Below are 22,328 nucleotides of genomic sequence, written 5' to 3' on the forward strand. Positions count from 1 at the left end.
AAGTTTAATAGTATAAACTAACACTTTGTGCTGATCAGTTTCTAGCAATTAGCGTTATTTTGTGTAACACATTGTGAAAAATGCCTGCATACTTACTAATTAAAACAATAACAAGGAACTACAATGGAAAAAATAATAATACTTGCCATGTTTGTGCAAGTCACCCTCTCTTTAGCTGTAATGATTATTATGGGGAGAAGACGCTTTGCAGCAGCTAAAAATAAGCAGCTCAATTTAAAAGATTTTGCAACGATGCGATTAGATAACGCAGGTGACCATGTAAGGGTGGCCGATAGAAACTTTACCAACCAATTTGAAATACCGGTTTTATTTTATGTAGGTTGCTTATTAGCTTTGCAATTAAACAGTGCAAGCGTAGTGGTTGCAATTTTGGCCTGCGCATTTGTAGCAACACGCATTTTACATAGTATTATTCATTTAGGAACAAATAACGTAAGAGCTCGATTTAACGTGTTTTTAATTGGCTGCGTGTCTGTATTTGCGATGTGGCTTGCGATGATTTGGCGGCTATTTATTTAATATAGGGCGCAGCTATATACTAGCTGCGCATTATATTGCTGTGGGTAAGGTTACTTCTTTTTAAGGCGTGGTACAGCTAACAAAAAAGCACCCAGAAGCCATATTAAAGCCCCACCCGAGCTACCGCCTGAGCCATCAGAGTTATCAGAGTTATCAGAGTTATCAGAGTTATCGGCATCAATCAGCGTATTTTCAACAACAGTCAATCCGGCTGCCGAATTAGGATCGTCATCTAATACTGTAACGCTTTGGATTGTTACTAAATTAGCACTACTAATAGACACATCACTGCTGGCACATTGCTCTGTTGTTATATCGACTACTGGTGTTTCACCGCAATGAACAAGGGCCGCAATTTTATCAAGCGTTTCCTGACTTTCTGCTGTGATTTGTCCAAACACTGTAAAACCACCATTTTGCGTATCAAGTGCCGCACTTCCCCCGCTATTATTAGCCATATTAAAAAACCACTGGCTAGTAGCACTATTAGGGTTGCCCCCTAACTTAGCCATGGCAATAGTACCTTTGACATTAGAAAATACAGGTTCATTGATAACAGCAGGTTTAGTTGTTATTGGGTCAAGTGTGTCTGAAAATGTAAAACCACCGCCTTGAATAACAAAATTGTCTATTGAACGATGAATAACTGTTTCATTGTATGAGTCGTCTTGAACATAACTTAAAAAATTTTCTACAGTTTTTGGTGTTTGCTGGTCAAATAAATTAATCTCAATTGTGCCTTGGCTGGTTTGCATTTCGACTATGGTTGCATGGCTAGCAAAGCTTAATGAAGCGAGCAATGAACCCAGTAAACGTTTTTTCATGTTAGATCCTATTATTATATTTTTTAAAATAAGTTTTGTTTAGGTTAAGGTTACTGACTCAAAAAATCGATAGCATTAAGATAGTTGATACAAATTAGACCGTTCTGGTAACATTTCAATTACACAATATTGATTTATATTTTCTATGAATATGTAAACCGAGTAAATGTTTAACTTTGCTCATTGTTAATTATTAAATAACAGAGATAACGGATACACATGACACACACACCACACACAATTTGCGACTTTGGCCTACACAAAGGCGAAGCATACACCAAACTCCCAGCAAGCTTTTTAAATTGGATGGTTGCTACAAAACACGAAAAGTCACATTACGCTAGCCAAGAACTCAAACGCAGGGAAAATGCGGCTACGAGCCGTAATTAGCCAAAAATATAAATATCTGCCTTTTTTATATTTCAAACTAGTTTAAACTAGCCACCTACAACATTAAGTACAACTTAATACACAGGTATTTTATGCGCATAATTTTTATTTTTTCGATCATTTTGGGTGTACTGGGATGCACATCTGCCACAACTAATGAAAAAACATCTTCTACACAATACTTAACCGTGCTTCATACTAACGATAATCATGGTCGCTTTTGGCATAACGAAAAAGGCGAATACGGTATGGCTGCTCGCAAAACACTACTGGATCAATTACGCAGTGAAGCTAAAAAGAAAGGTCATGCCGTTTTACTGCTATCAGGTGGCGACATAAATACAGGTATACCAGAATCTGATTTACAGTATGCAGAACCTGACTTTAAAGGTATGTCTTTACTTGGATACGATGCAATGGCATTAGGTAATCATGAATTTGATAACCCGCTGAGTGTATTAGAAAAACAGCAAACTTGGGCTAACTTCCCTCTTTTATCAGCAAATATAATTGAAAAATCATCTGGTAAAAATGCCTTTACCCCTTACAAAATATTTAAAAAAAATGGGTTGTCAATTGCTGTTATTGGCCTAACGACAACCGACACAGCCAAAATAGGTAACCCTCAATATATTGGTCATTTAGAATTTATAGACCCCGTTTCAGTAACTGCTAAATTAGCTGAAGAAATAAAAGCAAAGTACAACCCAGATATTACTATTGCTGTAACGCACATGGGCCATTTTATTGATGCTAACCATGGTATCAATGCACCAGGGGATGTAACACTTGCCCGCTCATTACCTACTAACACGCTTGACATGATCATCGGTGGTCACTCTCAAGAACCCGTCTGTATGGCATCAAACAATGTAAACGATGATAATTTTAAACCTGGTCTAGCGTGTAAACCCGATCAGCAAAATGGCACGTGGATCATGCAAGCTCATGAATGGGGTAAGTACGTTGGTAAAGCTGAGTTCAAATTAGAAAATGGTGAATTGAGCCTACTGGATTATAAGTTAATGCCAGTTAATTTATATGTTGAAAAAACACAAGCTGACGGCACATTAAAAGAAGTCCTTGCGAACGAATATATTGAGCCAGACCCTGAATTAAAATCGTTTTTAGCTAAGTACCAAGCGATTGGCGCAAAGCAAATTGAAGGCACTATTGGCTCGGTAGATGCTAGATTAGAAGGCGATAGAAACAAAGTACGCTATCAACAAACTAACCTTGCTCGCGTTATTATCCAAGCACAGATGAACGTTGTGGGTGCAGATTTTGGGTTAATAAGTGGTGGCGGTATTCGCAGTTCAATCAATGCGGGTGAAATAAGTTATAAAGACATATTAAAAGTTCACCCTTTTAAAAATCGTATAACCTATATGGACTGGCAAGGCGCTGAGCTATGGGATTACTTAAACACAGTTACAAGCTTTCCTGCTGACGCTGGCGCTTACTTGCAATATCACAAGCTTTCGTTTGAACGCAAAGATGGCAAGCTTACAAACGTATTTATTAATGGTAAACCGTTTGATAAAAACAAAACATACCGTATGAGTTTAAATAGTTACAACGCTTCTGGTGGTGATGGTTACCCTACTATAAATACGTTAAAAGGCTTTGTAAGTACTGACGAAACGGACGCCCAAGCACTTAAAACGTTTATATCGCAACACAGCCCAATAAAAGCGGCTGAGTTTGCCCCTAAATAAACGCCTATAATAATAGGGAAGCATAATTACTTCCCTATTATTTCAATATTTCCCTTCGCTATATTTATAAGCCCGTAACTGTGCAAACGAGAGCGTGAACCTTCTCCATACGCTTTAGGTGGGTAGTAAATTTCTTTTTCCTCAGGGTATTCATTCAATACATCGTCAAGCCCCGCTCTTATTTCACTCAACGTTTTCTCAAGGCTATTATTAAAGTTCGGGCGTTTCCTGATCGTATGTCCAAGCTCTGTTAAACGGTAGAAATACTTGTTAGCAAGTTCAATCAGCTCATCAGGGACATTTTTGTTGTGATTCAACGTAACCTCACTATTCGCTGAACAGTATTCAACAAGGGCGAGATAAAAACACAATGGTTTATTAGCTAATTGAACACTTTGTTCTTTATCATAACTATGTGAAAGTGTTTTATTGCGTAAGTCAATAATGAGCGCTAAAGGCATCGGCATTGATGCAACGGGGTTAATGCTCTTATTTAAGTTTACACTGCTTTTTTTACTCTCTACAACTTTTAACCACACAGTTGCAAAAAGACTGATAAGTAAAAAAAATAAAAAAAACATCTTATTTTTAGGCGTGAAGTAATGCTCGTTTATACTAAAAACAATTATCACAGGACCTTCGCTTGTCGCTAAACGGCTTGTAAATTGAGCTTTTCTTAACTCGTTGTCATTGATCACGCCTGAGGTAATGTTGTCGATTTTCAAGTTACTTGTTTTTAAATAACTATTCAGCGAGTCTATATAAGCTACAACCGCCTCTTTATTTCCTGCATGCTTATAAAGCTCATTGGGCAAATCGAGTAATGTTAAATCCAGTGCAATTTGTTTTTCAATTTGAGCCTTTTGTTGTTTAGTGGCACGCTCGGTTTTATTCACTACAGATATATAAAACACAAACGATATCATTAAAAATATACACGAGAACGTTAATAAAAACTTACGCCTACTCATTATTTTCCCCTACTTTAAAAACAGCAGTATTATTTTCACACAGCCAAAATGCGGTTACATTTTGATAGTAATGTAGGGCTTGCCCTTTAGACATATTCATTAAGTGATTTTGCACCGAACACAACAAATCAGTATTATTTTGTTGCATTTTTAAATACCAACGTGTGCCTGTTATATTATTGCTAAGTGGGGTTATATAGTTTTTTGAGAAACGGTCTTTATCGCTTTCTTTCCAAAACGACGCAATAATATCTACTTTACCATTGGCTAATAAGTCACGCAGTTCATTGTGAGAACTTGCGTATGTTATATTTAAATTTGCAATATTTATAGCAAGATCTTTAAACACTTGCTTTGGAAGAATATGCCCAGAGCGGCTCGTTGGGTAATCGAGCAGTCCTATTTTTTTGTCTAAAAAATACGATTTTGAAATGATGGGTTTTTCTTTTGAAGATATGAAAAATGCGGTGTAATCAGAAAAACCGACAACTGGCATATAATTATAGGTAGATTCAGCCTTAAAAGCCGTCATGATGTTGTTTTTTGCGAGAATAAGATCTGCAATTCCTTTACCTACAAACTCTAAGCTGTCTGATGTTTTGTACCCCCAATAACCAATAACCGATCCGTACTGTTTAGCAACCACACTATCACCACATAACTTCTGTGAAAGCTCAGCTGCAATGTTCTTAGACGGTGTAAATACAATCAACTCATTGTCGTTTGCGGTCGCCGAGGTACTACATACTGTTGATGTTTCAATAAGTATAGGAAATACTAATTCGTCATCGTTTACAATTAATTGACCACACATCCAAGCAAAAACCATCACTGTAAACAAAAATGTAACAATTGTAGTTTTATGCAACAGCTTATTTTTAATATCCAAACTAAAGACACCCTAAAGTAGATCACTCTCTCATTTGAACAATATTAATTACTTATTACAACAAGTAATTTTACCTATAATAGCTAAACTACTGATTAATAATAAATATGAATAAGAAATTATGAATTTTATTGAGTCCTTCCTAATTACTGAAAAAGTAAGGACAATTGACCTCATTACAACGCAGTACACCACTACAAAATCATTAAGGGATCTTTAATGCGTAGCAATGTAAAATATTCGGTAACGTCAGCGCTTTTAATAAGTGCCATTTTTACAAGTAGCGATTCACTTGCTTGGGGCCAAAACGGTCACCGTGTTGTAGGTAAAATTGCTGAATCCCATATAACAGACACCACAAAATCAGCTATTCAACCATTTTTAGCGGGAGAATCACTCGCACAAGTTTCAACTTGGCCTGATGAAATGCGCTCAAATCCAGGCAAGTTTTGGCAAAAGCAATCTTCTCGTTGGCACTATATTAATGCCGCACCCAATAAGTCTTTCACAATCAATCACGACCATACCAATAATAAAGAATCGGTTAGCAATATTCTTGAAGGCATCCACTATTCTATAAAAACACTCAAAGACGAAAACAGTAGTTTAGACTCAAAACAGTTCAGTTTACGTTTTTTAGTTCACTTGGTCGGTGATAGCCATCAACCCTTCCATGCAGGAAGAAGCGAAGATAGAGGCGGAAACCGTATTAAAGTGTCGTTTTTTGGTCAAGATACAAACTTACACAGCTTGTGGGATACCAAGTTAGTTGAAAACGAAAACTTATCATTTACTGAATACGCGCAGTTTATAAACACCAACAACAGCGAACTAATCGCAGAATATTTAGAAAGTACACCAACTACGTGGATTGAAGAGTCTCACAATTTAGCAAATGCACTTTATAAGTCTACAAATGAAGAAGTTGGCTACAGCTATGTCTACAAAAATACACCTATTGTAAAAACACGCCTGCTGCAGGCAGGTGTTCGATTGGCTGGCTTGTTAAACGCACTGTTTGACCCTTCAGCTAAAGAGCTGGAAACAGCGTTAAAAAAAGTATCTATGTAATTTGTGACACATAAAACCTACACACGGGGATTTTTTGTAAAGGCTTGTTTTACATTTCACAAGTTTGTCATAAAACATCGGTAGTATGAGCTCGCTAATAGAGTGATTACTCAAAAAAACGTAAAAAATAGTCAAAATTTGTACTATTTATTAAAAAAACATTGCAGTTGTATTTTATTTGTAACAAACAATTGGGGTACAATAGCAATGGTTTTTAAATTATAAACCTGCATTTAGTTTATTTTTTGAAAACCGAAAAATAAAAATATAAAAATTTAATTATTAACTACACGGGAAAATTAAATGAAAACTCAAATACGCAAAACGGCCCTATCACTTGCTATTGCAGCATGTGTTGGTGTTAGTGGCGCTGCAATTGCAAATGAAACAACATCTGCAATTAAAGGTCAAATCACTGGTCCTAACGGCAATCCTGCTGCTGGCACTAAAATTACAATTTTACACGTTCCTTCAGGCTCAGTTAAAACAACTGAAACTAATGACGCTGGTTATTTCACAGCTAAAGGCCTGCGTGTTGGTGGTCCATATAAAGTAGTTGTAGATTCTGACACTTATGCAGACCAAGAGTTCAATAATATTATTCTTAATATTGGTAACGATTACCCTGTAAATGCTTCTTTAGAGAATATCTCTAACATTGAGCAAATTGTAGTTACAGGTGCTCCTATCAGTGCTATGTCTGGTGGTACAGGTCCTGCGTCTACTTTTACGCTAACTGATCTTGAAAACCAACCAGCTATTAACCGTGATTTAAAAGATATTATTCGTATTGACCCACGTATCACAATCGATGATAGCCGTGGCTCAATCAACTGTGGTGGTGGTAACCCACGTTACAACAGCTTAACGCTTGACGGCGTTCGCATGAACGATAACTTCGGTTTAAGCTCAAACGGTTACCCAACTATCCGTGCCCCTTTCTCTTTCGACTCTATTGAACAAGTTTCAGCTGAGCTAGCTCCTTTTGACGTTCAATACGGTGGCTTTACATCATGTAACATCAATGCTGTAACTAAATCGGGTGGCAACGACGTTCACGGTGGTGTTTTCTTCGATTACACAAGCGATTCAATGAAAGGCGACGAAATTGAAGGTGATGAAGTTGATAACGGTAACTACACTGAAAAACGTTACGGTTTCAACGTAGGCCTTCCGCTTATTGAAGATACATTATTTTTGTACACTTCATATGAAAAACTTGAAGGTGTTCGCCAGTTTAACTACGACGGTTTAAACACTGGTAGCGTAACAGCTGATGACATCACACGCATCACTAACATCGCTCAATCTTTATATGGTTACGATGTTGGCGGTATGCCATCTAGTATGCCTGTTGAAGATGAAAAAATCTTAGTAAAACTAGATTGGAACATCAACGAAGATCACCGTGCAAACTTAATTTATAACTACAACGACGGTAATACAATTTCTCAGTCTGATACTGGTTCTAGCCGTGTTTCTTTATCAAATCACTTCTACAATCAAAGTGCTGAGTTTACTTCAATCATTGGTTCTGTATATTCTGATTGGTCAGACGATTTTTCTACTGAAATTCGTTTAGGTAAATCAGAGCTAGATGCAACGGTTCAGTCACTAGATGCTGCAAGCAGCTTTGGTGAAATGCAGATTCGTACTGATAATGGCGGTACTGTATTCATTGGTCCAGATGATTCTCGTCAATCAAACGATCTTGATTACGACACAACTACATTTAAAGTTGCTGGTACTTATTACTTAGATCAACACACAATTACTGCTGGTTACGAGTTCGAAGAGCTATCTGTTTTCAACTTGTTCGTACAGCATACAGAAGGTGAGTATCGTTTTAATTCAGTCGATGATTTTGAAAACGGTATAGCAAGCGCCATTTTCTATAATAATGCTGCAACAACTAACGATCCAAACGATGCTGCTGCAAGTTTCTCATACGCTCAGCATACGTTTTATGTTCAAGATGAATACGCGTTTACTGACTTAGATGCAACCATTCAGTTTGGTTTACGTTATGACAAATACACAAGCGATGACGTTCCTAACCTTAACAAGAACTTCACTGAACGCTACGGCTTTAGTAACCAAGGTACGTTTGACGGTATTGATTTACTTCAACCACGTGTTGGATTCCAATGGTATGCAACAGACGAGCTAGAAGTACGCGCAGGTGTTGGCTTATTCTCTGGTGGTAACCCGAACGTATGGCTGTCTAACTCGTACTCAAATGATGGTATTACTAATATTAGTGCAAACCAGTTTGGTGCTATCGACTTATTTGCTACACCTAATGTAAATGGTGGTTCTCCTGGTTTTGAAATCCCTCAGTCTCAATTTGATAAAGTAGCAGCTGTTGTTCCTGGTAGTGGTGATGGTGATGTAAATGCAGTAGACCCAGATTTTGAAATTCCTTCAGAGTGGAAATATTCACTTGGTGCAACATACACAACTGAAGACGAATACGTAATTTCTGTAGACTACTTATACTCTAAAAAGAAAGATGCTGCGTTAGTGCGCGACATCGCACTTCAAGATTCAGGCGAAACTACATTTGATGGCCGTCCTATTTACGAATCAATCGAAGGTCGCGATAATGAGTATCTATTAACTAACGTTAGTGGTGATAGTGGTGACTCTTCTGTTATCTCTGCTGCAATCAGCAAAATGTATGACAATGGCATCAACTTTAGCTTTGGTTATGCATACACTGACTCAGACGATGTAAACCCAATGACTAGTTCTGTAGCCGGGTCTAACTACGGTAACATCGCACTTACTAACCCTGGTAACCCAGGTGTTGCGTCTTCAGATTATGAAATCCCGCATCGCTTCACTATGACGCTTGGTTACAAACACGAATTTGTAGATGGCTTTGAAACACGCTTTAACCTTTACGGTGAAGCATACAAAGGCCTACCTTACAGCTTTACGTTTGACGGTAGCGATGGTGCCTTCGGTGATAGTAACTGGAATGGTGATCGCCAATTACTTTACGTACCACTTGAAAACGATCCAAACGTTGTTTACAACATGTCGGCTGATGAAATCAATGAATTCAATGACTTCATTGCTTCTGAAGGACTTAAACGCGGTGAAATTGCAGGTCGTAACCAGCAAAATTCAGATTGGTTTGTTAAGTTTAACTTTAAGATTACACAAGAACTACCAGGCTTTATGGAAGGCCATAAAGGTGAAGCATTCTTCGTAATCGACAACCTTACAAACATGCTAAATGATGACTGGGGCGTACTTAAGAAAGGTCCTTTCGTAGGCGCAAGCATGATCTCAACATCTATTGATGACCAAGGTCGTTACGTTTACTCAGGCTTTAACGGTAATAACGCAAATACTTCAGTGCAAACTGGTGCGTCATTATGGGAAATGCGTGTAGGTGTACGTTACACTTTCTAATCTAACTTGTTAGATTAGTCAAAATTATAAAAGCCCATCATTTGATGGGCTTTTTTATGCCTGTAAGTTATTTTTTAGCTTATTAAGTACACTTACTAATAAGCTCTGTTCATGAGTGTTTAACGAAGCCAATAATTCTTTTTCCCACTTTAGCGCTTCGGGTACTATTTTTTTATACAACTCCTTTCCCGATTCACTTAATGAAAGTATTGCTGCGCGCTTATCCTCTGAATTTATTTGAGTTATTAACAACTTTTTTTCTACTAATATTTTTATTGCACGCGACACGGTCGACTTATCCATATTTGCCTGCTCACATAAGCTTTTAGCATTACTTTGACCAAATTGCGCTAAGTTAGCCAAAATTCGCCATTGAGGTATTGTTAAGTCAAATTTGGCTTGATATACCTTTGCAAGATCATTACTCACCAAACTTGCAACATTAATTAGTTGATACGCTAAAAAAGTATCTAAATCGAGTTTCATTGTTGTTCCGTTAAATAGATTTACTGACTGTTCATTTTTATTTACAAACGCCTCCAGAGAGTAATTTGAAATTACTCTCACTTGAGAGTATCTTAACTGAAATAAATAAAACATAAAACTAGCCTTCTCTCACAGGAGTCACCAATGGCAGAACAATTAAACTATATGACCGGTTTTGGTAATGAATTTGAAACCGAAGCGCTACCCGGTGCTTTGCCGATAGGGCAGTTTACTCCTCAAAAAGTTAAGTATGATCTTTATACTGAACAATTTAGCTCTACAGCATTTACCGCACCTCGCGCAGCTAACCGCAGAACCTGGCTATACCGCTTGCGCCCTTCGGTAGTACAAGGTGACTACCAAGCAATTGATAACGGCCTGATAAGAACCGCGCCTATTACAGAAGCCGTAACTCCTCCTACTATGCTGCGCTGGAACCCCGTTGAAATTCCTACAAAGCCAACTGATTTTATCGATGGCCTTATAACAATGGCTGCAAACGGCAGCGCTAATGGGCAATCTGGCATTGGTATTCATGTTTATGTTGCTAATAAATCGATGGTTGATCGCTACTTTTATAACGCTGATGGTGAAATGCTATTTGTACCACAACAAGGCGAGCTGCTATTACATACAGAGTGCGGTAAGCTTTTTGTAAAGCCAGGTGAAATTGCAGTCATACCGCGAGGAATGAAATTTTCAGTTGATTTAATACAATCAACCGCCCGTGGTTATATATGCGAAAACTATGGTCATGCTTTGGAGCTTGCAGAGCGGGGCCCGGTTGGTGCAAACGGCTATGCTAACGACCGTGACTTTCACTATCCAGTTGCTGCTTTTGAAGACAAAGAAGGTGATTTTGAACTGATATCAAAATTTAATGGCAACTTATTCAGCTGTGAAATAAAACACTCTCCTTTCGATGTTGTTGCTTGGACGGGGAATAGCGCCCCTTATAAGTACGATTTATCGCGATTTAATGTCATGAATACAGTCAGCTTTGACCATCCGGATCCTTCTATATTCACCGTTTTAACCTCGCCGTCAGCCACTGAAGGGATGGCTAATGTTGATTTTGTTATTTTTCCACCCCGTTGGATGGTCGCTGAAAACACTTTTCGCCCTCCCTACTACCATAGAAATATCATGAGTGAATTCATGGGCTTGATTGAAGGCGTATATGATGCTAAAGAGCACGGATTTGTACCAGGAGGCGCCAGTTTACATAATTGTATGTCACCACACGGTCCAGAAGCTGACGTATTCGAAAAAGCATCAAACGCAGAGCTTATTCCACAAAAATATGAAAATACGCTCGCCTTCATGTTCGAATCACGCTTCATCATTTCACCGACTAAATACGCATTAGAAGGTGAAGAGCGTCAGCATAATTACACGGATTGTTGGCGAACAATCGAAAAACACTATTCAGGCAACAAGGATTAATTATGAAGCTATACAGTTATTTTCGCTCATCTGCTGCATACCGTGTACGCATTGCGTTAAATCTAAAAAAAATTGATCACGAGCTGGCAATTGTTAACTTATTAAAATCAGAACAGCTTGATGAGAACTACTTGGCATTAAACCCACAAGGGCTTTTACCAGCCCTTGAAACAGACGAAGGCGTGCTTGGTCAATCATTAGCTATTTTAGAATGGCTTGATGAAACATACCCACACTCACCATTAATTAGCGGCTCACCTTGGCGAAAAGCACAAATTAGAAATTTAAGCTTTGCAATAGCGTGTGATATTCATCCTGTTAATAATTTGCGTGTACTCAAGTATTTATCTAATAAATTAAACGTAGACGATGACGCTAAAAACACCTGGTACAGGCATTGGGTTGAAGTTGGTTTTGATAAAATAGAAACAATGCTCACAGACGATAATTACTGTATTGGGGACGAACCAAGCCTTGCTGATGTTTGCTTAGTACCGCAGGTATTTAATGCTATTCGTTTTAATGTGGATATGAGTCGCTACCCAAAAATCGCAGCCATTTATGAGCGATGTAATAAATTAGCTGCGTTTAATGATGCCGCACCGCAAAATCAACCCGATGCGAACTGAGTACCGCTAAGCTTAACTTTTGAGCACGCTATGAATAACCGTAACGTGCTCAATTAAATCTAAACCCAAATCAGTCAAGTAACCGCCATCAGGGCTATCTATAACGCCTTTATCAAATAATCGTTGTGCAGCATCAATTAAACTTGCTTCTGCGTCAGAGTGCAATTTAATCCCCTGCATTTTGCTATCGAGCGGAAACTTTGCAAGTAATGTGAATTCATCTATCATCATTTGGTTAAATTTCATGTGTGTTCACCTTCTTATTGTTCTGTGTATTTCTTAGTGTGTAATATTACACTAGCATGTTTTTTAGCATTACGTACTATTTTTAGAGTCTATTGTAGGAGAATATTATGCGTACGTTAATTATTCTATCCGTCTGTTTTTTAAGCTTATCACTATCGTTATTTTGTAATGCAGAGCCACATAACAGCCGCAAATTTGTAAACGCCAATCAGTTGACTCAACATCAAACAACGTGTTGGTACGATGACAAACGTTTCAGTGAAGGCGCATTAATTAGCGTTAAGACGTTTACTTTACTATGCAGTGCTAAAAATCCCAATCAGACCAGTGGCGCATTAATGTGGCTTAAGCTTAATGAACAAGGGAAAATTATTTACCCTAAGCAACCTAAAAAAATTACAGTGAATTAGCCTACAAATTTTATTTAAGCTACAATACACACAGTTTAAATAAGCAGTATGGCTATGGATAATCAACCTAAAAACCCATTACATGGGATCACACTAGAACAAATTTTGGTCGAGTTAGAGCAGCGACTGGGCTGGAAAACGTTGGGAGAACAAGTAAAAATTAAATGTTTTACAGAGTCGCCTAGCATAAAATCTAGTTTAAAATTTTTACGAAAAACGCCTTGGGCAAGAGACAAAGTTGAAGCGTTATATATTCATACAATAAATAACAAACCACTTCGTAAACCAAAAAGCGCACCTCGTAAAACAACAAACAAGGCTCCAGATACAACTGGCTTTGTTTGGCCATCAATAAAAAAGTAAAAATATAAATAAAGGCGCAGTTTAATGCGCCTTTATATTTTAGTTTTACTAAATTTCTTTACTGATCACATTAAGCGATGCTGGCTGTATTTCAATCACAAGCCTATCAGCCGTTTTCACTTCGCCATCAATGACGTATTTAATCCCATTCTCTGAAGATATTTCGACTTTTTTAGCATTTGTGTGTTGGGAGTTAATCGCTAAGTGACTTTGCGTTATGCTGCTGAACATAAGCTCCGCAATACTCAATACCGTGGTGGAGTTTTCTTTATTGGGTATAAGCCAATTTATATCAAGAAGCCCATCGCTATGATTGGGTTGCCCTCCCCCTTGAGCAAGCAGCGTTGTAAACGGTGCGGCATTAGCGACAACAAAGCTGCTTGTGGTTATAGTCATCGAGTCATTATCGTCCAACTTAACGTTAAGCTGTTGCGATTTTTGTTCAGAAAATGCCTGAAAAAAACCCGTTAAATAAGCGAGTTGTCCAAATTTATTTTTAAATTCACGGTCTGCTTTTTCAATCATCGCATGTTCAAAACCTATGCCTGCTAAAAGTAGCATTAGCTCGTCGTTACAATAAGCGGTGTCGATTAACGTAGATTGACCATCAATAATTAAATCACATGCTTGCTCTACAGGTATAAATTTTGAACTTATTCCCATCAATACATGGGCTAGCGCATTTGCGGTCCCCAGTGGAATAATACCTAATTTACATGGTGTATTAACTAATACGCTCGCGACTTCGGCTACTGTTCCATCGCCACCACAAGCAATAACAATATCAGGCTTTTCTGCAATCGCTTGTTTGGCAAGCTCTATCCCGTTAATGTCTGGACTTGTGGTCATTACGGTTAAATCGTAATAAGTAGACAAACGGGCAATTATAAATTGCTCTTTGTCTTGCCATATTTTTGTACCCGATACGGGATTGGCAATTAAACATGCACGATTTTTAATCGTCAACTCACCATTTTTATGTCGCTTTGCTAAGTGACGTAATTGGCGCTTATTTAGGTTAGCGGTTTCACGCGTTTCTTTAATTTGGGCAAGCACATCGTGTACATCGGCGTGTTTGTTTTGACTTAGCAAGTAAGCGGCCATAACAAACACTGAACGGCCTCGACCCAACGCACAATGGACAACGACTTTATTATTTTTTTGAATTTGATGATGGATCCAATTTATTGCCTGATTGAGCTGTGAATGCGTTGGTACGCTATGATCAAGCACTGGAATGTTCAAATAATTAATACGCTCTTGTGTAGAGCTCCATTCTAAACCGTCAAACTCACAGGTAACATCTAAAATAGCGGTTATATCGTTGCTTTTTAATGTGTCTATATCTGAGGGAAATAAACGGCATGCTAAAAAAAGGTTATCGTTAATTTGCTGGATAGGCGGTACCTTATCGTGCTTGCGTGACCACGCGTTATAAACTTGTGCACCTAATAGAAAAGGAATGAACGCCCAACGTATATAAAATGGAATAACACCACTTTCACGTTTTCTAAAAATTTTACCTATATTAAAAATGTAGGCCCCACTGACCAAAAAAAGCGAAAGCGCGGTCCAGTAAAAAAATAGTGAAAAATAAATCGAGTTTATTTCCCACCCTATCAAAATCAGTATACATGCCAGTATCAAATAACTAATTGCAGCCCACATAAAATCTCCATTTATATTTATTGCTGTTCACTCTATAGCAAGCAGCTTTTATAGGTATAGTTGCAATTAACACGCCATAAAAAGGCACTCGCAACACTTTTAATACATTGAATTATAGAGCTATTTTTATTTACGTATTTTAAATTACTTTATTTTGCGTTTTTTACACAACAAGCATGTTAATTTTTCACACTTAGAATATTAAAACGAATCTGATTTTATAATGACTATTAAAGGAACTAACTAGAGCTTGTTTATTTTTAAGGATTAAATTTATCTTACCTAAAGGCAACTTAATTGCGGCGCGTGATCTATAAGCTAGTGAGCTAAATAAAAGCTGTTCAAAGCTTTCGCGTCCTGCTTAGCTCCTTATCGGCCCCCTTTGAGAATTTATAAGTCGCTTCTCGATTGAGTTCAAAGGGCCTCGCATGTTTACCCTCAGAAGATTTAAAGACTCAATCAGTTTTAACTATAACGAATACATTTATTGCAAAAAAGGACGAAAAGTATACTGTTACATGCTACTTAACTTTTTTGCATCCAAATTTAGGCCACACACGTTTATAAAAAGAGAATAAAAATAAATAGGATATTTATGGAAAACGATAATTTACTGTCTTTGTTATACGATACGTCGCAAGGCGATAAGCATGCATTTTCAACCTTGTACCAACAAACAAGCGGAAAGCTTTTTGCCATTAGCTTAAATATGCTTTCTAATCGAGCCCATGCCGAAGAAGTGCTGCAAGACGCCTTCATTAAAATATGGCATAACGCCTCAGAATACAATGCCTCTAAAGGCACGGTTATTAGTTGGATGATAAGTATAGTCAGGTATAGAAGTCTTGATGCGTTGCGTTACCATAAAGTAAGAAAAGAGCAAGCAATGGGAGATGATGACTTCGATATTCAGAGCGTCGATGTTAACTACGACGAAAATACTAAATTAGTAAACTGTATAGAGCAGCTTGAACCTCAACAAAAGCAGGCTATTCATTTAGCTTACTACAAGGGGCTTAGTCACAGTGAGCTAGTTGACCATATAGAGTCGCCATTGGGCACAGTAAAAAGTTGGATCAGGCGCGGGCTTACGCAACTTCAAAGCTGTTTAACATTATGAATTATACAAAACCCGACTTATTAGATGCGCTCGCAGGGCAATACGTATTGGGCACACTTAAAGGGCTGGCACGAAAGCGTTTTCAGCGTTTATTACTTAGCTCAAGCAAAGCACGTGAGGCAATATTTATGTGGGAACAAAACCTCAATAATTTAGCAAGTGCAATTACACCTCAAGCACCTAGCGATTCTGTTTGGGAAAACATTTTGCAAGGCATTGAGTCTAAACCACAGCCAAGTAAAACAGTGGTGCAAACTAAGCCGTCGCTTTGGCAGACATGGTCGTTTATAGCGACCGCCGCGTGTATTGTATTAGCATTTTTAGTCGTTAAGCCGACCGAAGAGGCATCGCAATATCAGCAAATTGCACTCGTACAAAATCAAGATAAGCAGTCATTATGGATTATTGAAGTAAACGAAGATGCACTAACTATAAAAGCCAGCAGTCAATTAGTTGCCCAAAGAGACAAAGATTATCAACTATGGATGATCTTAAAAGGACAAGATTTACCGGTTTCGTTAGGGATATTACCTAAACAAGGTGGTAAATTTTTGTTAAAAGATAAACGCTTTAATGCGGATGATATCTCACTGCTAGCAGTCAGTTTAGAGCCTTTAGGTGGTTCGCCGAATGGCTTACCTACCGAGGTACTTTATACGACCGAGCTGGTGTTACTATAATCTCCTGTATGGCTGCTTTTATAAGCAGCCATTTTTTATTTAAATAAAATTTAACTTTTTTGCATCCAATCTAAATTGCCCGCCGTTATTAGCTATGACTTCTATTTAAAACTAAAGGAAAAAGTCATGAAAGCTTTAACACCGTCAATACTCGCAGTAGTAATATGCAGCACTTTTATAAGCGCACCAATTAACGCATCAAGCCATCGAGAAGCACCTAATATCAGTCGCTTCCCAACGTTAGACTCTACCGATTTTTATGTATTTAATAGCTATGAACAAGGAAAAGAAGAGTACGTCACACTAATTGCTAACTACATTCCATTGCAGGATGCCTACGGCGGCCCTAATTATTTTGCTATGGACCCGGATGCAACTTACAACATACACATAGATAACGATGGTGATGCAATTGAAGACATTACCTTTGCTTTTAATTTTCAAAGCATGTTACCAAATGATAATCAAGGTGTGCAGTTAGCTGTAGGCCCTGAAGGCAACAAGCGTACCGTTTCTGTTCCGCTTAAAAATGTGGGCGGCGTTTCCGCGGGTGATAACAGCGCAACTAATTTTAGTGAATCTTACACACTGAGTATGATTAATGGGCCACAACGTACAGGCGCTGCAACCTTATTAAATAATACAACCACTGGCACATCTACATTTAGCAAACCACTTGATTATATTGGTAATAAAACATTTACCTCTGAAGCTGACTATCAAACTTATGCGGATCAATTTGTATATAACGTGTCTATTCCCGGTTGTGAAAGCATGGCACAAGTGTTTGTTGGCCAAAGAAAAGACGCCTTTGTCGTTAACCTTGGTAAAACGTTCGATTTAGTAAACTACGTACCGGTAGAGGGCGACAGTGCACCAGGTGCTGGCGATGCAGGCGGTTTTCCTGGAGGCATTACTCAATCGGCTGACAATGACGACCTGGCAGATAAAAACGTAACATCCATTGCGATTGAAGTACCAAAAAGCTGTATTGTAGGCGAAGGTAATGGCGTTGTTGGTTCGTGGACCACTGCAAGCTTGCCGCAAGCTCGCATACTAAACCCGAATGCTAAATTTGCTAATAATGCAGTTAATGGTGGTGCACTTACCCAAGTATCACGTCTAGGTAATCCACTGGTTAATGAGCTTGTTATTGGTATAAAAGATAAAGATACGTTCTCTACAGCACATCCTAAGGATGATGGTCAGTTTTTAGATTATGTGTCGCATCCTGCTCTTCCTGAACTGTTAAACATATTATTTAAAGATGCTGTTAATACAACACTTGGCGCTAACCTTGAAACATTAGCACCAACAAACTTCCCTCGTACCGATTTAATTACCGCATTTTTAACCGGTTTTGCGGGTGTAAATCAACAAGCCACGGTGACGCCGTCTGAAATGCTGCGTTTAAACACAAACATTGCGGCAACACCGCAAAATGAGCAATCTGCATTTGGTGTTGCAGGAAACGATTTAGCTGGCTTTCCAAACGGTCGACGCCCTGGCGATGACGTTGTTGATATTGCTCTGCGTGTAGTAATGGGTCGTTTATGTCACCCTATTCCTGTAGCAGGCGAAGATACTGACCTAGGTTTGTGTGCGCCTGAAGATGCAAGCGTTGGCACCGTGCCTTTTACTGATGGTGCACCTGTTGATGCAACAATGATGAACTCAACCTTTCCGTACTTAGCTACCCCTCTTGCGGGCTCTAAATAAGGAGTAAACTAATGCAACATTTAAAATTAACGCATATAGGTGTATTGCTTGGCGCATTAACGCTGGGGGCATGTAGCAATGACGACGACAATAAAAAGCCGTTGCCTGTGGTTAATACAGCCCCATCTGTGAGCGACATTATGTTAACAACGCAAACGGAGGTAAATATCACCGACTCACTGACAGCCACTGATAAAGAAGGTGATTCACTTACTTATTCATTAGTCAGCGAGCCCTCTTTAGGCATGGTAAATATTGATGCTGATGGCACCTTTACTTACACACCAAATAAAGAGGTTACAGGCATAGATAGCTTTACATTTGGCGTATCTGATGGCGTAAATAGCCAAGTTAGTGCAATAGTAAATATCACTATTGAAGCCTTGCAAGTTGACTTTGCTCAGTTTGCTACTGATGCATTTAACCAAGCACCTAATGCAGAGCCACTCTCTATCAATGGACGTGAGTTCACGAACAAAGACACCGATATTAATAATTTAATTAATAGTAATCAGTAAATAAGCTGACCGGCCATGGATGGCTATTTTAAGGATACGAATATGAAACTAGGGCTCATTAAATTCATTATTGCATTAAGCTTAGTATGCTCATTTAACCTTTTTGCAAATGCTTACACCCCAAAAGATAACGACGTAATTGCTGTTACTAAATCAAATATAACAGCGTCTTTATCGCTCAATGAAATAAAAACCGTGGTGGAGCAAAGCCAATTTGTAGGGCAAACAGAAAATATGCAGGGCGTATTAAAAAATAAGCTTTCTAAATTATATATTAGCGAGCCAACCCCTGACATAGGCTACTTATATGCACGCGTTTTGCAAAAAGAGCATTTATTTAATGACGCTATCACCGTAGCAAACAATGTTTTAAAAATAATGCCTGATCACAGTAATACTCATCTATTACTCGCAAACTTGTACATGACACAAGGCCAATTTGAACTTGCCAAGCAGCATTGTTTAGCACTTATAACTAGAGTAAGCACATTAACTGCAAGTACTTGTGTACTAGATGTGCAAAGTCAGCACGGTAATTTATTAGGTAGCTATCAGTCTTTAGTGAAGCTTGCGAATAATAAGCCTATTGACCTCAACACAAAACATGTATTAGCTGAAATGAGCTTTAGATTACAAAACTACACAAACGCATTAAAGCATCTTGAAAATATAAGCTTATTAAACGCGCCAGTAAGCCTTATTGTGTTATGGGCAGACATACAACTAGGCTTAAATAAGCCACAGCAAGTAATCAACAAATTAAGTAACTTAATAAAAGAACCACACGATTTAGAAGACGCGCTGTTACTTCGCTTAGCCATTGCAGAAAAACAACTAAACACGACGCAATACACATGGCAAAACACCATGAAGCAACGAGTAGAGCTAAGAGAAGTGCGCCACGACAGTTTTCATGCCAGTGATTTAGCAAACTACTATATTCATGTGCAGCCTAACAAATCAAAAGCGCTGTATTGGGCCAATATTAACTGGCAACAGGCCAAAATGAATATCGACCAAGCGCTTATTATTCAAGCTAAAAGGATGTAAATAATATGAGTAAATTAATACGCGTATTTTCGATTATGTTGTTAAGCTTATTTTTTACAACAGCAGCTTTTGCACACCAGTTAAGTACTGGCTATATTACGCTTAATAGCAACAATACAGCTCAATACAGCGGAAATTGGGAAATCAACGTGGCTGATTTAGAGCACGTTATAGCACTCGACTTAGACCAAAACGCCAACATTACTTGGGCTGAAATAAAAGCAAAACGTGTAGCAATTAACACATTTATTAAAAACAATCTTATCGCGGAACAAAACACGCAAACGTGTGCACTCACTGTAAATAATAATTACCAGCTAAATGAGCACTTTAATCAACCTTACTTGGTATTGCCCGTGTCATTTTCATGTTTAAAAAATGACCCTATTACTCTTAAGTATTCAGCTTTTTTTCAAGATGACGCAAATCATAAAGTTATTGTTAATGTAGACGACATAGCACGTGTTTTTAGTATAAATGAACCTAACCAAACCTTTAATACAAAGCAATCAAGCTATTTAGACACCTTTACAGAATATGTATACCAAGGCGTACTGCATATTTGGATAGGCATTGATCATATTTTATTTTTAATTGCGCTATTACTTACCTGTGTTTTAACCCGTGATAAAAACACGTGGCAGGCCATTGGCTCTAAACAACACATCATTAAACACACTGCATGGATTGTTACAGCATTTACGCTTGCACACTCTATAACGCTTACAGCAACAGCGCTTGATTTAATATCACTCAATACTCGCTGGGTTGAGCTAATTATTGCTATATCCGTTTTATTTGCGGCACTGAATAATGTATGGCCACTCATACTTCGCCTAGGCTGGTTAACATTTGCCTTTGGATTACTACACGGTATGGGTTTTGCGAGTGTACTTGGAGAATTAGGTTTATCGAGTAACTACCAATTAATGAGCATACTGGCATTTAATTTAGGGGTAGAAATAGGCCAACTGAGTATTTTATTAGTGGCGTTACCTGTGTTAATGGCACTTAGAAAAACCACTTGGTATGTAAAATGGTTAATGCCTGCAGGGTCTATAGGCATTGCCATTGTGGCTCTAAAATGGTCTATAGAACGTTTTTAAACATAATTATACCAATTAGCTTATGTAAATGATCTATTTTGAGGATAAAAAACGTGTTGATAGCTGAGCAAAAAATTCGCTATTTAGTTGTTCTCGGTAATTGCTCCTGCATGGCTCTACCTTCTGTATACATGCAGTCGTAAATGAGAATTTTTAACGCAAATAGCGATACGTTTAGCCCTCAAAATGATTATGTATTATTGCTAATTGGTATTACCTTAAACGGCCGTTAATACTATAAACCCGCTAATATTGCGGGTGTATAGTATCTACACTTTAATAGCATAACTTTAATCTTTAAAGGGCATTAATAACGTTCTCATTGCAGGGCGAAGCGCAATTAAAACAGTCTCTTCGGTAAGTTCGGGGTAAAGTACTTTTCGTAAAAGTAAGCCCGCCATTACTGAAAAAATAACATTTATGCGGCTTTCTAGTTCTGCCTCATCTATGTCTTTTATCACGCTGCGGTCACTTATTAAAAGCTGGTGCATTCTATTACGTGCTTGCGTATCTGCATCACGTAATAATTTAGCAACTTTATTATTTCGCCCGGCCTCGGCTAACATCTCTAAATCGACCGCACATTCCCCAGTATCCATGTGCCTTTGTACGCCCATGTTTAAGCCGTTCAACAATACAGTGAGCGTGTCTTCTGGTTGTCCTTCAAAATGTTCAAAAATAGAGAACATTTCTTCCATATCTTTTTCAATAATACTTTCTATAATGGCTTCTTTGCTTTCAAAGTAATTGTAAATATGGCCAGCACTCATCCCTGCTGTTCTGGATATTTCTGCCATTCCTGCAGCGTGAAAGCCTTTACGACGAAAGCATTCTGCCGCCGCAGTTAAAACCTGATCACGACGCGCTTTTGCTATAGCTGGATCTGTTTGTCTTTTAGTTTTCATACAAAGCTCCCCTGTCGAATTATTAAACTCGACAGTAGGGCAAATACTTACTTATTTTTAAACAAACCTGCCACTAAAAAATAAGTATTCAGCCCTTTTAAAATCTCGTTAACTTTAACTAGCTGCAACACAGTGTTTACAGCTGTAAACCTTTAC

The 22,328-nt window shown here is 38.2% G+C and carries 22 protein-coding genes; 15 read left to right on the forward strand and 7 right to left on the reverse strand.

Going from position 1 to position 22,328, the window contains the following annotated elements; genetic code table 11:
* Positions 1 to 123: 123 nt before the first annotated feature.
* The gene (locus ATS76_RS16690; RefSeq protein WP_058404074.1) at positions 124 to 540 is read left to right on the forward strand and encodes an MAPEG family protein; all 417 of its coding nucleotides are present in this window, start codon (positions 124 to 126) and stop codon (positions 538 to 540) included.
* 50 nt (positions 541 to 590) lie between these two features.
* Here the strand turns inward: ATS76_RS16690 and ATS76_RS16695 are convergent, their stop codons facing one another.
* On the reverse strand, positions 591 to 1,364 hold the full coding sequence (locus tag ATS76_RS16695) for a peptidylprolyl isomerase (protein ID WP_058552974.1): 774 nt from the start codon (positions 1,362 to 1,364) through the stop codon (positions 591 to 593).
* Between the two features lie 219 nt (positions 1,365 to 1,583).
* On the opposite strand from ATS76_RS16695, the gene ATS76_RS19325 reads away from it, so the two are divergent.
* Complete coding sequence (locus ATS76_RS19325) at positions 1,584 to 1,754, forward strand: hypothetical protein (RefSeq protein ID WP_006791686.1); 171 nt, start codon at positions 1,584 to 1,586, stop codon at positions 1,752 to 1,754.
* Positions 1,755 to 1,846: 92 nt separating this feature from the next.
* Positions 1,847 to 3,472 (forward strand): bifunctional UDP-sugar hydrolase/5'-nucleotidase UshA, encoded by a 1,626-nt coding sequence (ushA, locus tag ATS76_RS16700; protein ID WP_058552975.1) that lies wholly within the window; start codon positions 1,847 to 1,849, stop codon positions 3,470 to 3,472.
* A 26-nt stretch (positions 3,473 to 3,498) separates the two neighbouring features.
* Here the strand turns inward: ushA and ATS76_RS16705 are convergent, their stop codons facing one another.
* Complete coding sequence (locus tag ATS76_RS16705; RefSeq protein ID WP_058552976.1) at positions 3,499 to 4,443, reverse strand: hypothetical protein; 945 nt, start codon at positions 4,441 to 4,443, stop codon at positions 3,499 to 3,501.
* Positions 4,436 to 5,332 (reverse strand): hypothetical protein, encoded by an 897-nt coding sequence (locus ATS76_RS16710; RefSeq protein WP_082664367.1) that lies wholly within the window; start codon positions 5,330 to 5,332, stop codon positions 4,436 to 4,438. The genes ATS76_RS16705 and ATS76_RS16710 overlap by 8 nt, the downstream gene beginning before the upstream one ends.
* 219 nt (positions 5,333 to 5,551) lie before the next feature.
* Here ATS76_RS16710 and ATS76_RS16715 point away from each other — a divergent pair, with 219 nt between their 5' ends.
* The gene (locus ATS76_RS16715; RefSeq protein ID WP_058552977.1) at positions 5,552 to 6,403 is read left to right on the forward strand and encodes a S1/P1 nuclease; all 852 of its coding nucleotides are present in this window, start codon (positions 5,552 to 5,554) and stop codon (positions 6,401 to 6,403) included.
* 303 nt (positions 6,404 to 6,706) lie between these two features.
* Positions 6,707 to 9,826, forward strand: a complete 3,120-nt coding sequence (locus tag ATS76_RS16720) for a TonB-dependent receptor (RefSeq protein WP_058552978.1) — start codon at positions 6,707 to 6,709, stop codon at positions 9,824 to 9,826.
* A 54-nt stretch (positions 9,827 to 9,880) separates the two neighbouring features.
* Here ATS76_RS16720 and ATS76_RS16725 read toward each other — a convergent pair whose 3' ends face one another.
* Complete coding sequence (locus tag ATS76_RS16725) at positions 9,881 to 10,312, reverse strand: MarR family winged helix-turn-helix transcriptional regulator (RefSeq protein WP_058553099.1); 432 nt, start codon at positions 10,310 to 10,312, stop codon at positions 9,881 to 9,883.
* A gap of 144 nt (positions 10,313 to 10,456) precedes the next feature.
* On the opposite strand from ATS76_RS16725, the gene hmgA reads away from it, so the two are divergent.
* Both hmgA and maiA read left to right on the forward strand, forming a co-directional pair.
* Positions 10,457 to 11,758: a homogentisate 1,2-dioxygenase gene (gene hmgA, locus ATS76_RS16730; RefSeq protein WP_058552979.1), complete on the forward strand. Its 1,302-nt coding sequence runs from the start codon at positions 10,457 to 10,459 to the stop codon at positions 11,756 to 11,758.
* 2 nt (positions 11,759 to 11,760) lie between these two features.
* A complete protein-coding gene (maiA, locus tag ATS76_RS16735; protein ID WP_058552980.1) occupies positions 11,761 to 12,387 on the forward strand; it encodes a maleylacetoacetate isomerase in 627 nt (208 codons plus the stop codon).
* A gap of 12 nt (positions 12,388 to 12,399) precedes the next feature.
* On the opposite strand, the gene ATS76_RS16740 is transcribed toward maiA, so the two are convergent.
* Complete coding sequence (locus tag ATS76_RS16740; protein WP_058552981.1) at positions 12,400 to 12,633, reverse strand: TIGR02647 family protein; 234 nt, start codon at positions 12,631 to 12,633, stop codon at positions 12,400 to 12,402.
* A 107-nt stretch (positions 12,634 to 12,740) separates the two neighbouring features.
* Between ATS76_RS16740 and ATS76_RS16745 the strand changes: the two genes are divergently transcribed.
* Together ATS76_RS16745 and ATS76_RS16750 are read left to right on the forward strand one after the other, a co-directional pair.
* Entirely contained in the window at positions 12,741 to 13,043 is a 303-nt protein-coding gene (locus tag ATS76_RS16745; RefSeq protein ID WP_058552982.1) for a DUF1496 domain-containing protein, read from the forward strand.
* A gap of 54 nt (positions 13,044 to 13,097) precedes the next feature.
* The gene (locus ATS76_RS16750; protein WP_058552983.1) at positions 13,098 to 13,406 is read left to right on the forward strand and encodes a VF530 family DNA-binding protein; all 309 of its coding nucleotides are present in this window, start codon (positions 13,098 to 13,100) and stop codon (positions 13,404 to 13,406) included.
* 48 nt (positions 13,407 to 13,454) lie between these two features.
* On the opposite strand, the gene ATS76_RS16755 is transcribed toward ATS76_RS16750, so the two are convergent.
* Positions 13,455 to 15,074: a diacylglycerol kinase family protein gene (locus ATS76_RS16755; protein WP_058552984.1), complete on the reverse strand. Its 1,620-nt coding sequence runs from the start codon at positions 15,072 to 15,074 to the stop codon at positions 13,455 to 13,457.
* 595 nt (positions 15,075 to 15,669) lie between these two features.
* On the opposite strand from ATS76_RS16755, the gene ATS76_RS16760 reads away from it, so the two are divergent.
* From ATS76_RS16760 to ATS76_RS16785, 6 genes are all read left to right on the forward strand, one after another.
* On the forward strand, positions 15,670 to 16,194 hold the full coding sequence (locus ATS76_RS16760) for a sigma-70 family RNA polymerase sigma factor (RefSeq protein WP_058552985.1): 525 nt from the start codon (positions 15,670 to 15,672) through the stop codon (positions 16,192 to 16,194).
* Entirely contained in the window at positions 16,191 to 16,874 is a 684-nt protein-coding gene (locus tag ATS76_RS16765) for an anti-sigma factor (protein ID WP_058552986.1), read from the forward strand. Before ATS76_RS16760 ends, ATS76_RS16765 begins: the two co-directional genes overlap by 4 nt.
* A 126-nt stretch (positions 16,875 to 17,000) precedes the next feature.
* Positions 17,001 to 18,593: a DUF4331 domain-containing protein gene (locus ATS76_RS16770; RefSeq protein WP_058552987.1), complete on the forward strand. Its 1,593-nt coding sequence runs from the start codon at positions 17,001 to 17,003 to the stop codon at positions 18,591 to 18,593.
* An 11-nt stretch (positions 18,594 to 18,604) separates the two neighbouring features.
* The gene (locus ATS76_RS16775) at positions 18,605 to 19,111 is read left to right on the forward strand and encodes an Ig-like domain-containing protein (RefSeq protein WP_058404060.1); all 507 of its coding nucleotides are present in this window, start codon (positions 18,605 to 18,607) and stop codon (positions 19,109 to 19,111) included.
* Positions 19,112 to 19,153: 42 nt separating this feature from the next.
* Positions 19,154 to 20,161 carry a tetratricopeptide repeat protein gene (locus tag ATS76_RS16780; protein ID WP_058552988.1) on the forward strand — a complete coding sequence of 336 codons (1,008 nt, stop codon included), beginning with the start codon at positions 19,154 to 19,156 and terminating at the stop codon, positions 20,159 to 20,161.
* Positions 20,162 to 20,166: 5 nt separating this feature from the next.
* Complete coding sequence (locus tag ATS76_RS16785) at positions 20,167 to 21,267, forward strand: HupE/UreJ family protein (RefSeq protein ID WP_058552989.1); 1,101 nt, start codon at positions 20,167 to 20,169, stop codon at positions 21,265 to 21,267.
* Positions 21,268 to 21,557: 290 nt separating this feature from the next.
* On the opposite strand, the gene ATS76_RS16790 is transcribed toward ATS76_RS16785, so the two are convergent.
* On the reverse strand, positions 21,558 to 22,172 hold the full coding sequence (locus ATS76_RS16790; RefSeq protein ID WP_058552990.1) for a TetR/AcrR family transcriptional regulator: 615 nt from the start codon (positions 22,170 to 22,172) through the stop codon (positions 21,558 to 21,560).
* Between the last annotated feature and the right edge of the window lie 156 nt (positions 22,173 to 22,328).

This window comes from Pseudoalteromonas sp. 10-33, from assembly GCF_001469195.1.
Classification (GTDB): domain Bacteria; phylum Pseudomonadota; class Gammaproteobacteria; order Enterobacterales; family Alteromonadaceae; genus Pseudoalteromonas.

Bases quoted from the DNA above. Each gene is read 5' to 3' on its own strand.
- ATS76_RS16690 (WP_058404074.1), top strand. From the start codon at position 124: ATGGAAAAAATAATAATACTTGCCATGTTTGTGCAAGTCACCCTCTCT.
- ATS76_RS16695 (WP_058552974.1), bottom strand. From the start codon at position 1,364: ATGAAAAAACGTTTACTGGGTTCATTGCTCGCTTCATTAAGCTTTGCT.
- ATS76_RS19325 (WP_006791686.1), top strand. From the start codon at position 1,584: ATGACACACACACCACACACAATTTGCGACTTTGGCCTACACAAAGGC.
- ushA (WP_058552975.1), top strand. From the start codon at position 1,847: ATGCGCATAATTTTTATTTTTTCGATCATTTTGGGTGTACTGGGATGC.
- ATS76_RS16705 (WP_058552976.1), bottom strand. From the start codon at position 4,443: ATGAGTAGGCGTAAGTTTTTATTAACGTTCTCGTGTATATTTTTAATG.
- ATS76_RS16715 (WP_058552977.1), top strand. From the start codon at position 5,552: ATGCGTAGCAATGTAAAATATTCGGTAACGTCAGCGCTTTTAATAAGT.
- ATS76_RS16720 (WP_058552978.1), top strand. From the start codon at position 6,707: ATGAAAACTCAAATACGCAAAACGGCCCTATCACTTGCTATTGCAGCA.
- ATS76_RS16725 (WP_058553099.1), bottom strand. From the start codon at position 10,312: ATGAAACTCGATTTAGATACTTTTTTAGCGTATCAACTAATTAATGTT.
- hmgA (WP_058552979.1), top strand. From the start codon at position 10,457: ATGGCAGAACAATTAAACTATATGACCGGTTTTGGTAATGAATTTGAA.
- maiA (WP_058552980.1), top strand. From the start codon at position 11,761: ATGAAGCTATACAGTTATTTTCGCTCATCTGCTGCATACCGTGTACGC.
- ATS76_RS16740 (WP_058552981.1), bottom strand. From the start codon at position 12,633: ATGAAATTTAACCAAATGATGATAGATGAATTCACATTACTTGCAAAG.
- ATS76_RS16745 (WP_058552982.1), top strand. From the start codon at position 12,741: ATGCGTACGTTAATTATTCTATCCGTCTGTTTTTTAAGCTTATCACTA.
- ATS76_RS16750 (WP_058552983.1), top strand. From the start codon at position 13,098: ATGGATAATCAACCTAAAAACCCATTACATGGGATCACACTAGAACAA.
- ATS76_RS16755 (WP_058552984.1), bottom strand. From the start codon at position 15,074: ATGTGGGCTGCAATTAGTTATTTGATACTGGCATGTATACTGATTTTG.
- ATS76_RS16760 (WP_058552985.1), top strand. From the start codon at position 15,670: ATGGAAAACGATAATTTACTGTCTTTGTTATACGATACGTCGCAAGGC.
- ATS76_RS16765 (WP_058552986.1), top strand. From the start codon at position 16,191: ATGAATTATACAAAACCCGACTTATTAGATGCGCTCGCAGGGCAATAC.
- ATS76_RS16770 (WP_058552987.1), top strand. From the start codon at position 17,001: ATGAAAGCTTTAACACCGTCAATACTCGCAGTAGTAATATGCAGCACT.
- ATS76_RS16775 (WP_058404060.1), top strand. From the start codon at position 18,605: ATGCAACATTTAAAATTAACGCATATAGGTGTATTGCTTGGCGCATTA.
- ATS76_RS16780 (WP_058552988.1), top strand. From the start codon at position 19,154: ATGAAACTAGGGCTCATTAAATTCATTATTGCATTAAGCTTAGTATGC.
- ATS76_RS16785 (WP_058552989.1), top strand. From the start codon at position 20,167: ATGAGTAAATTAATACGCGTATTTTCGATTATGTTGTTAAGCTTATTT.
- ATS76_RS16790 (WP_058552990.1), bottom strand. From the start codon at position 22,172: ATGAAAACTAAAAGACAAACAGATCCAGCTATAGCAAAAGCGCGTCGT.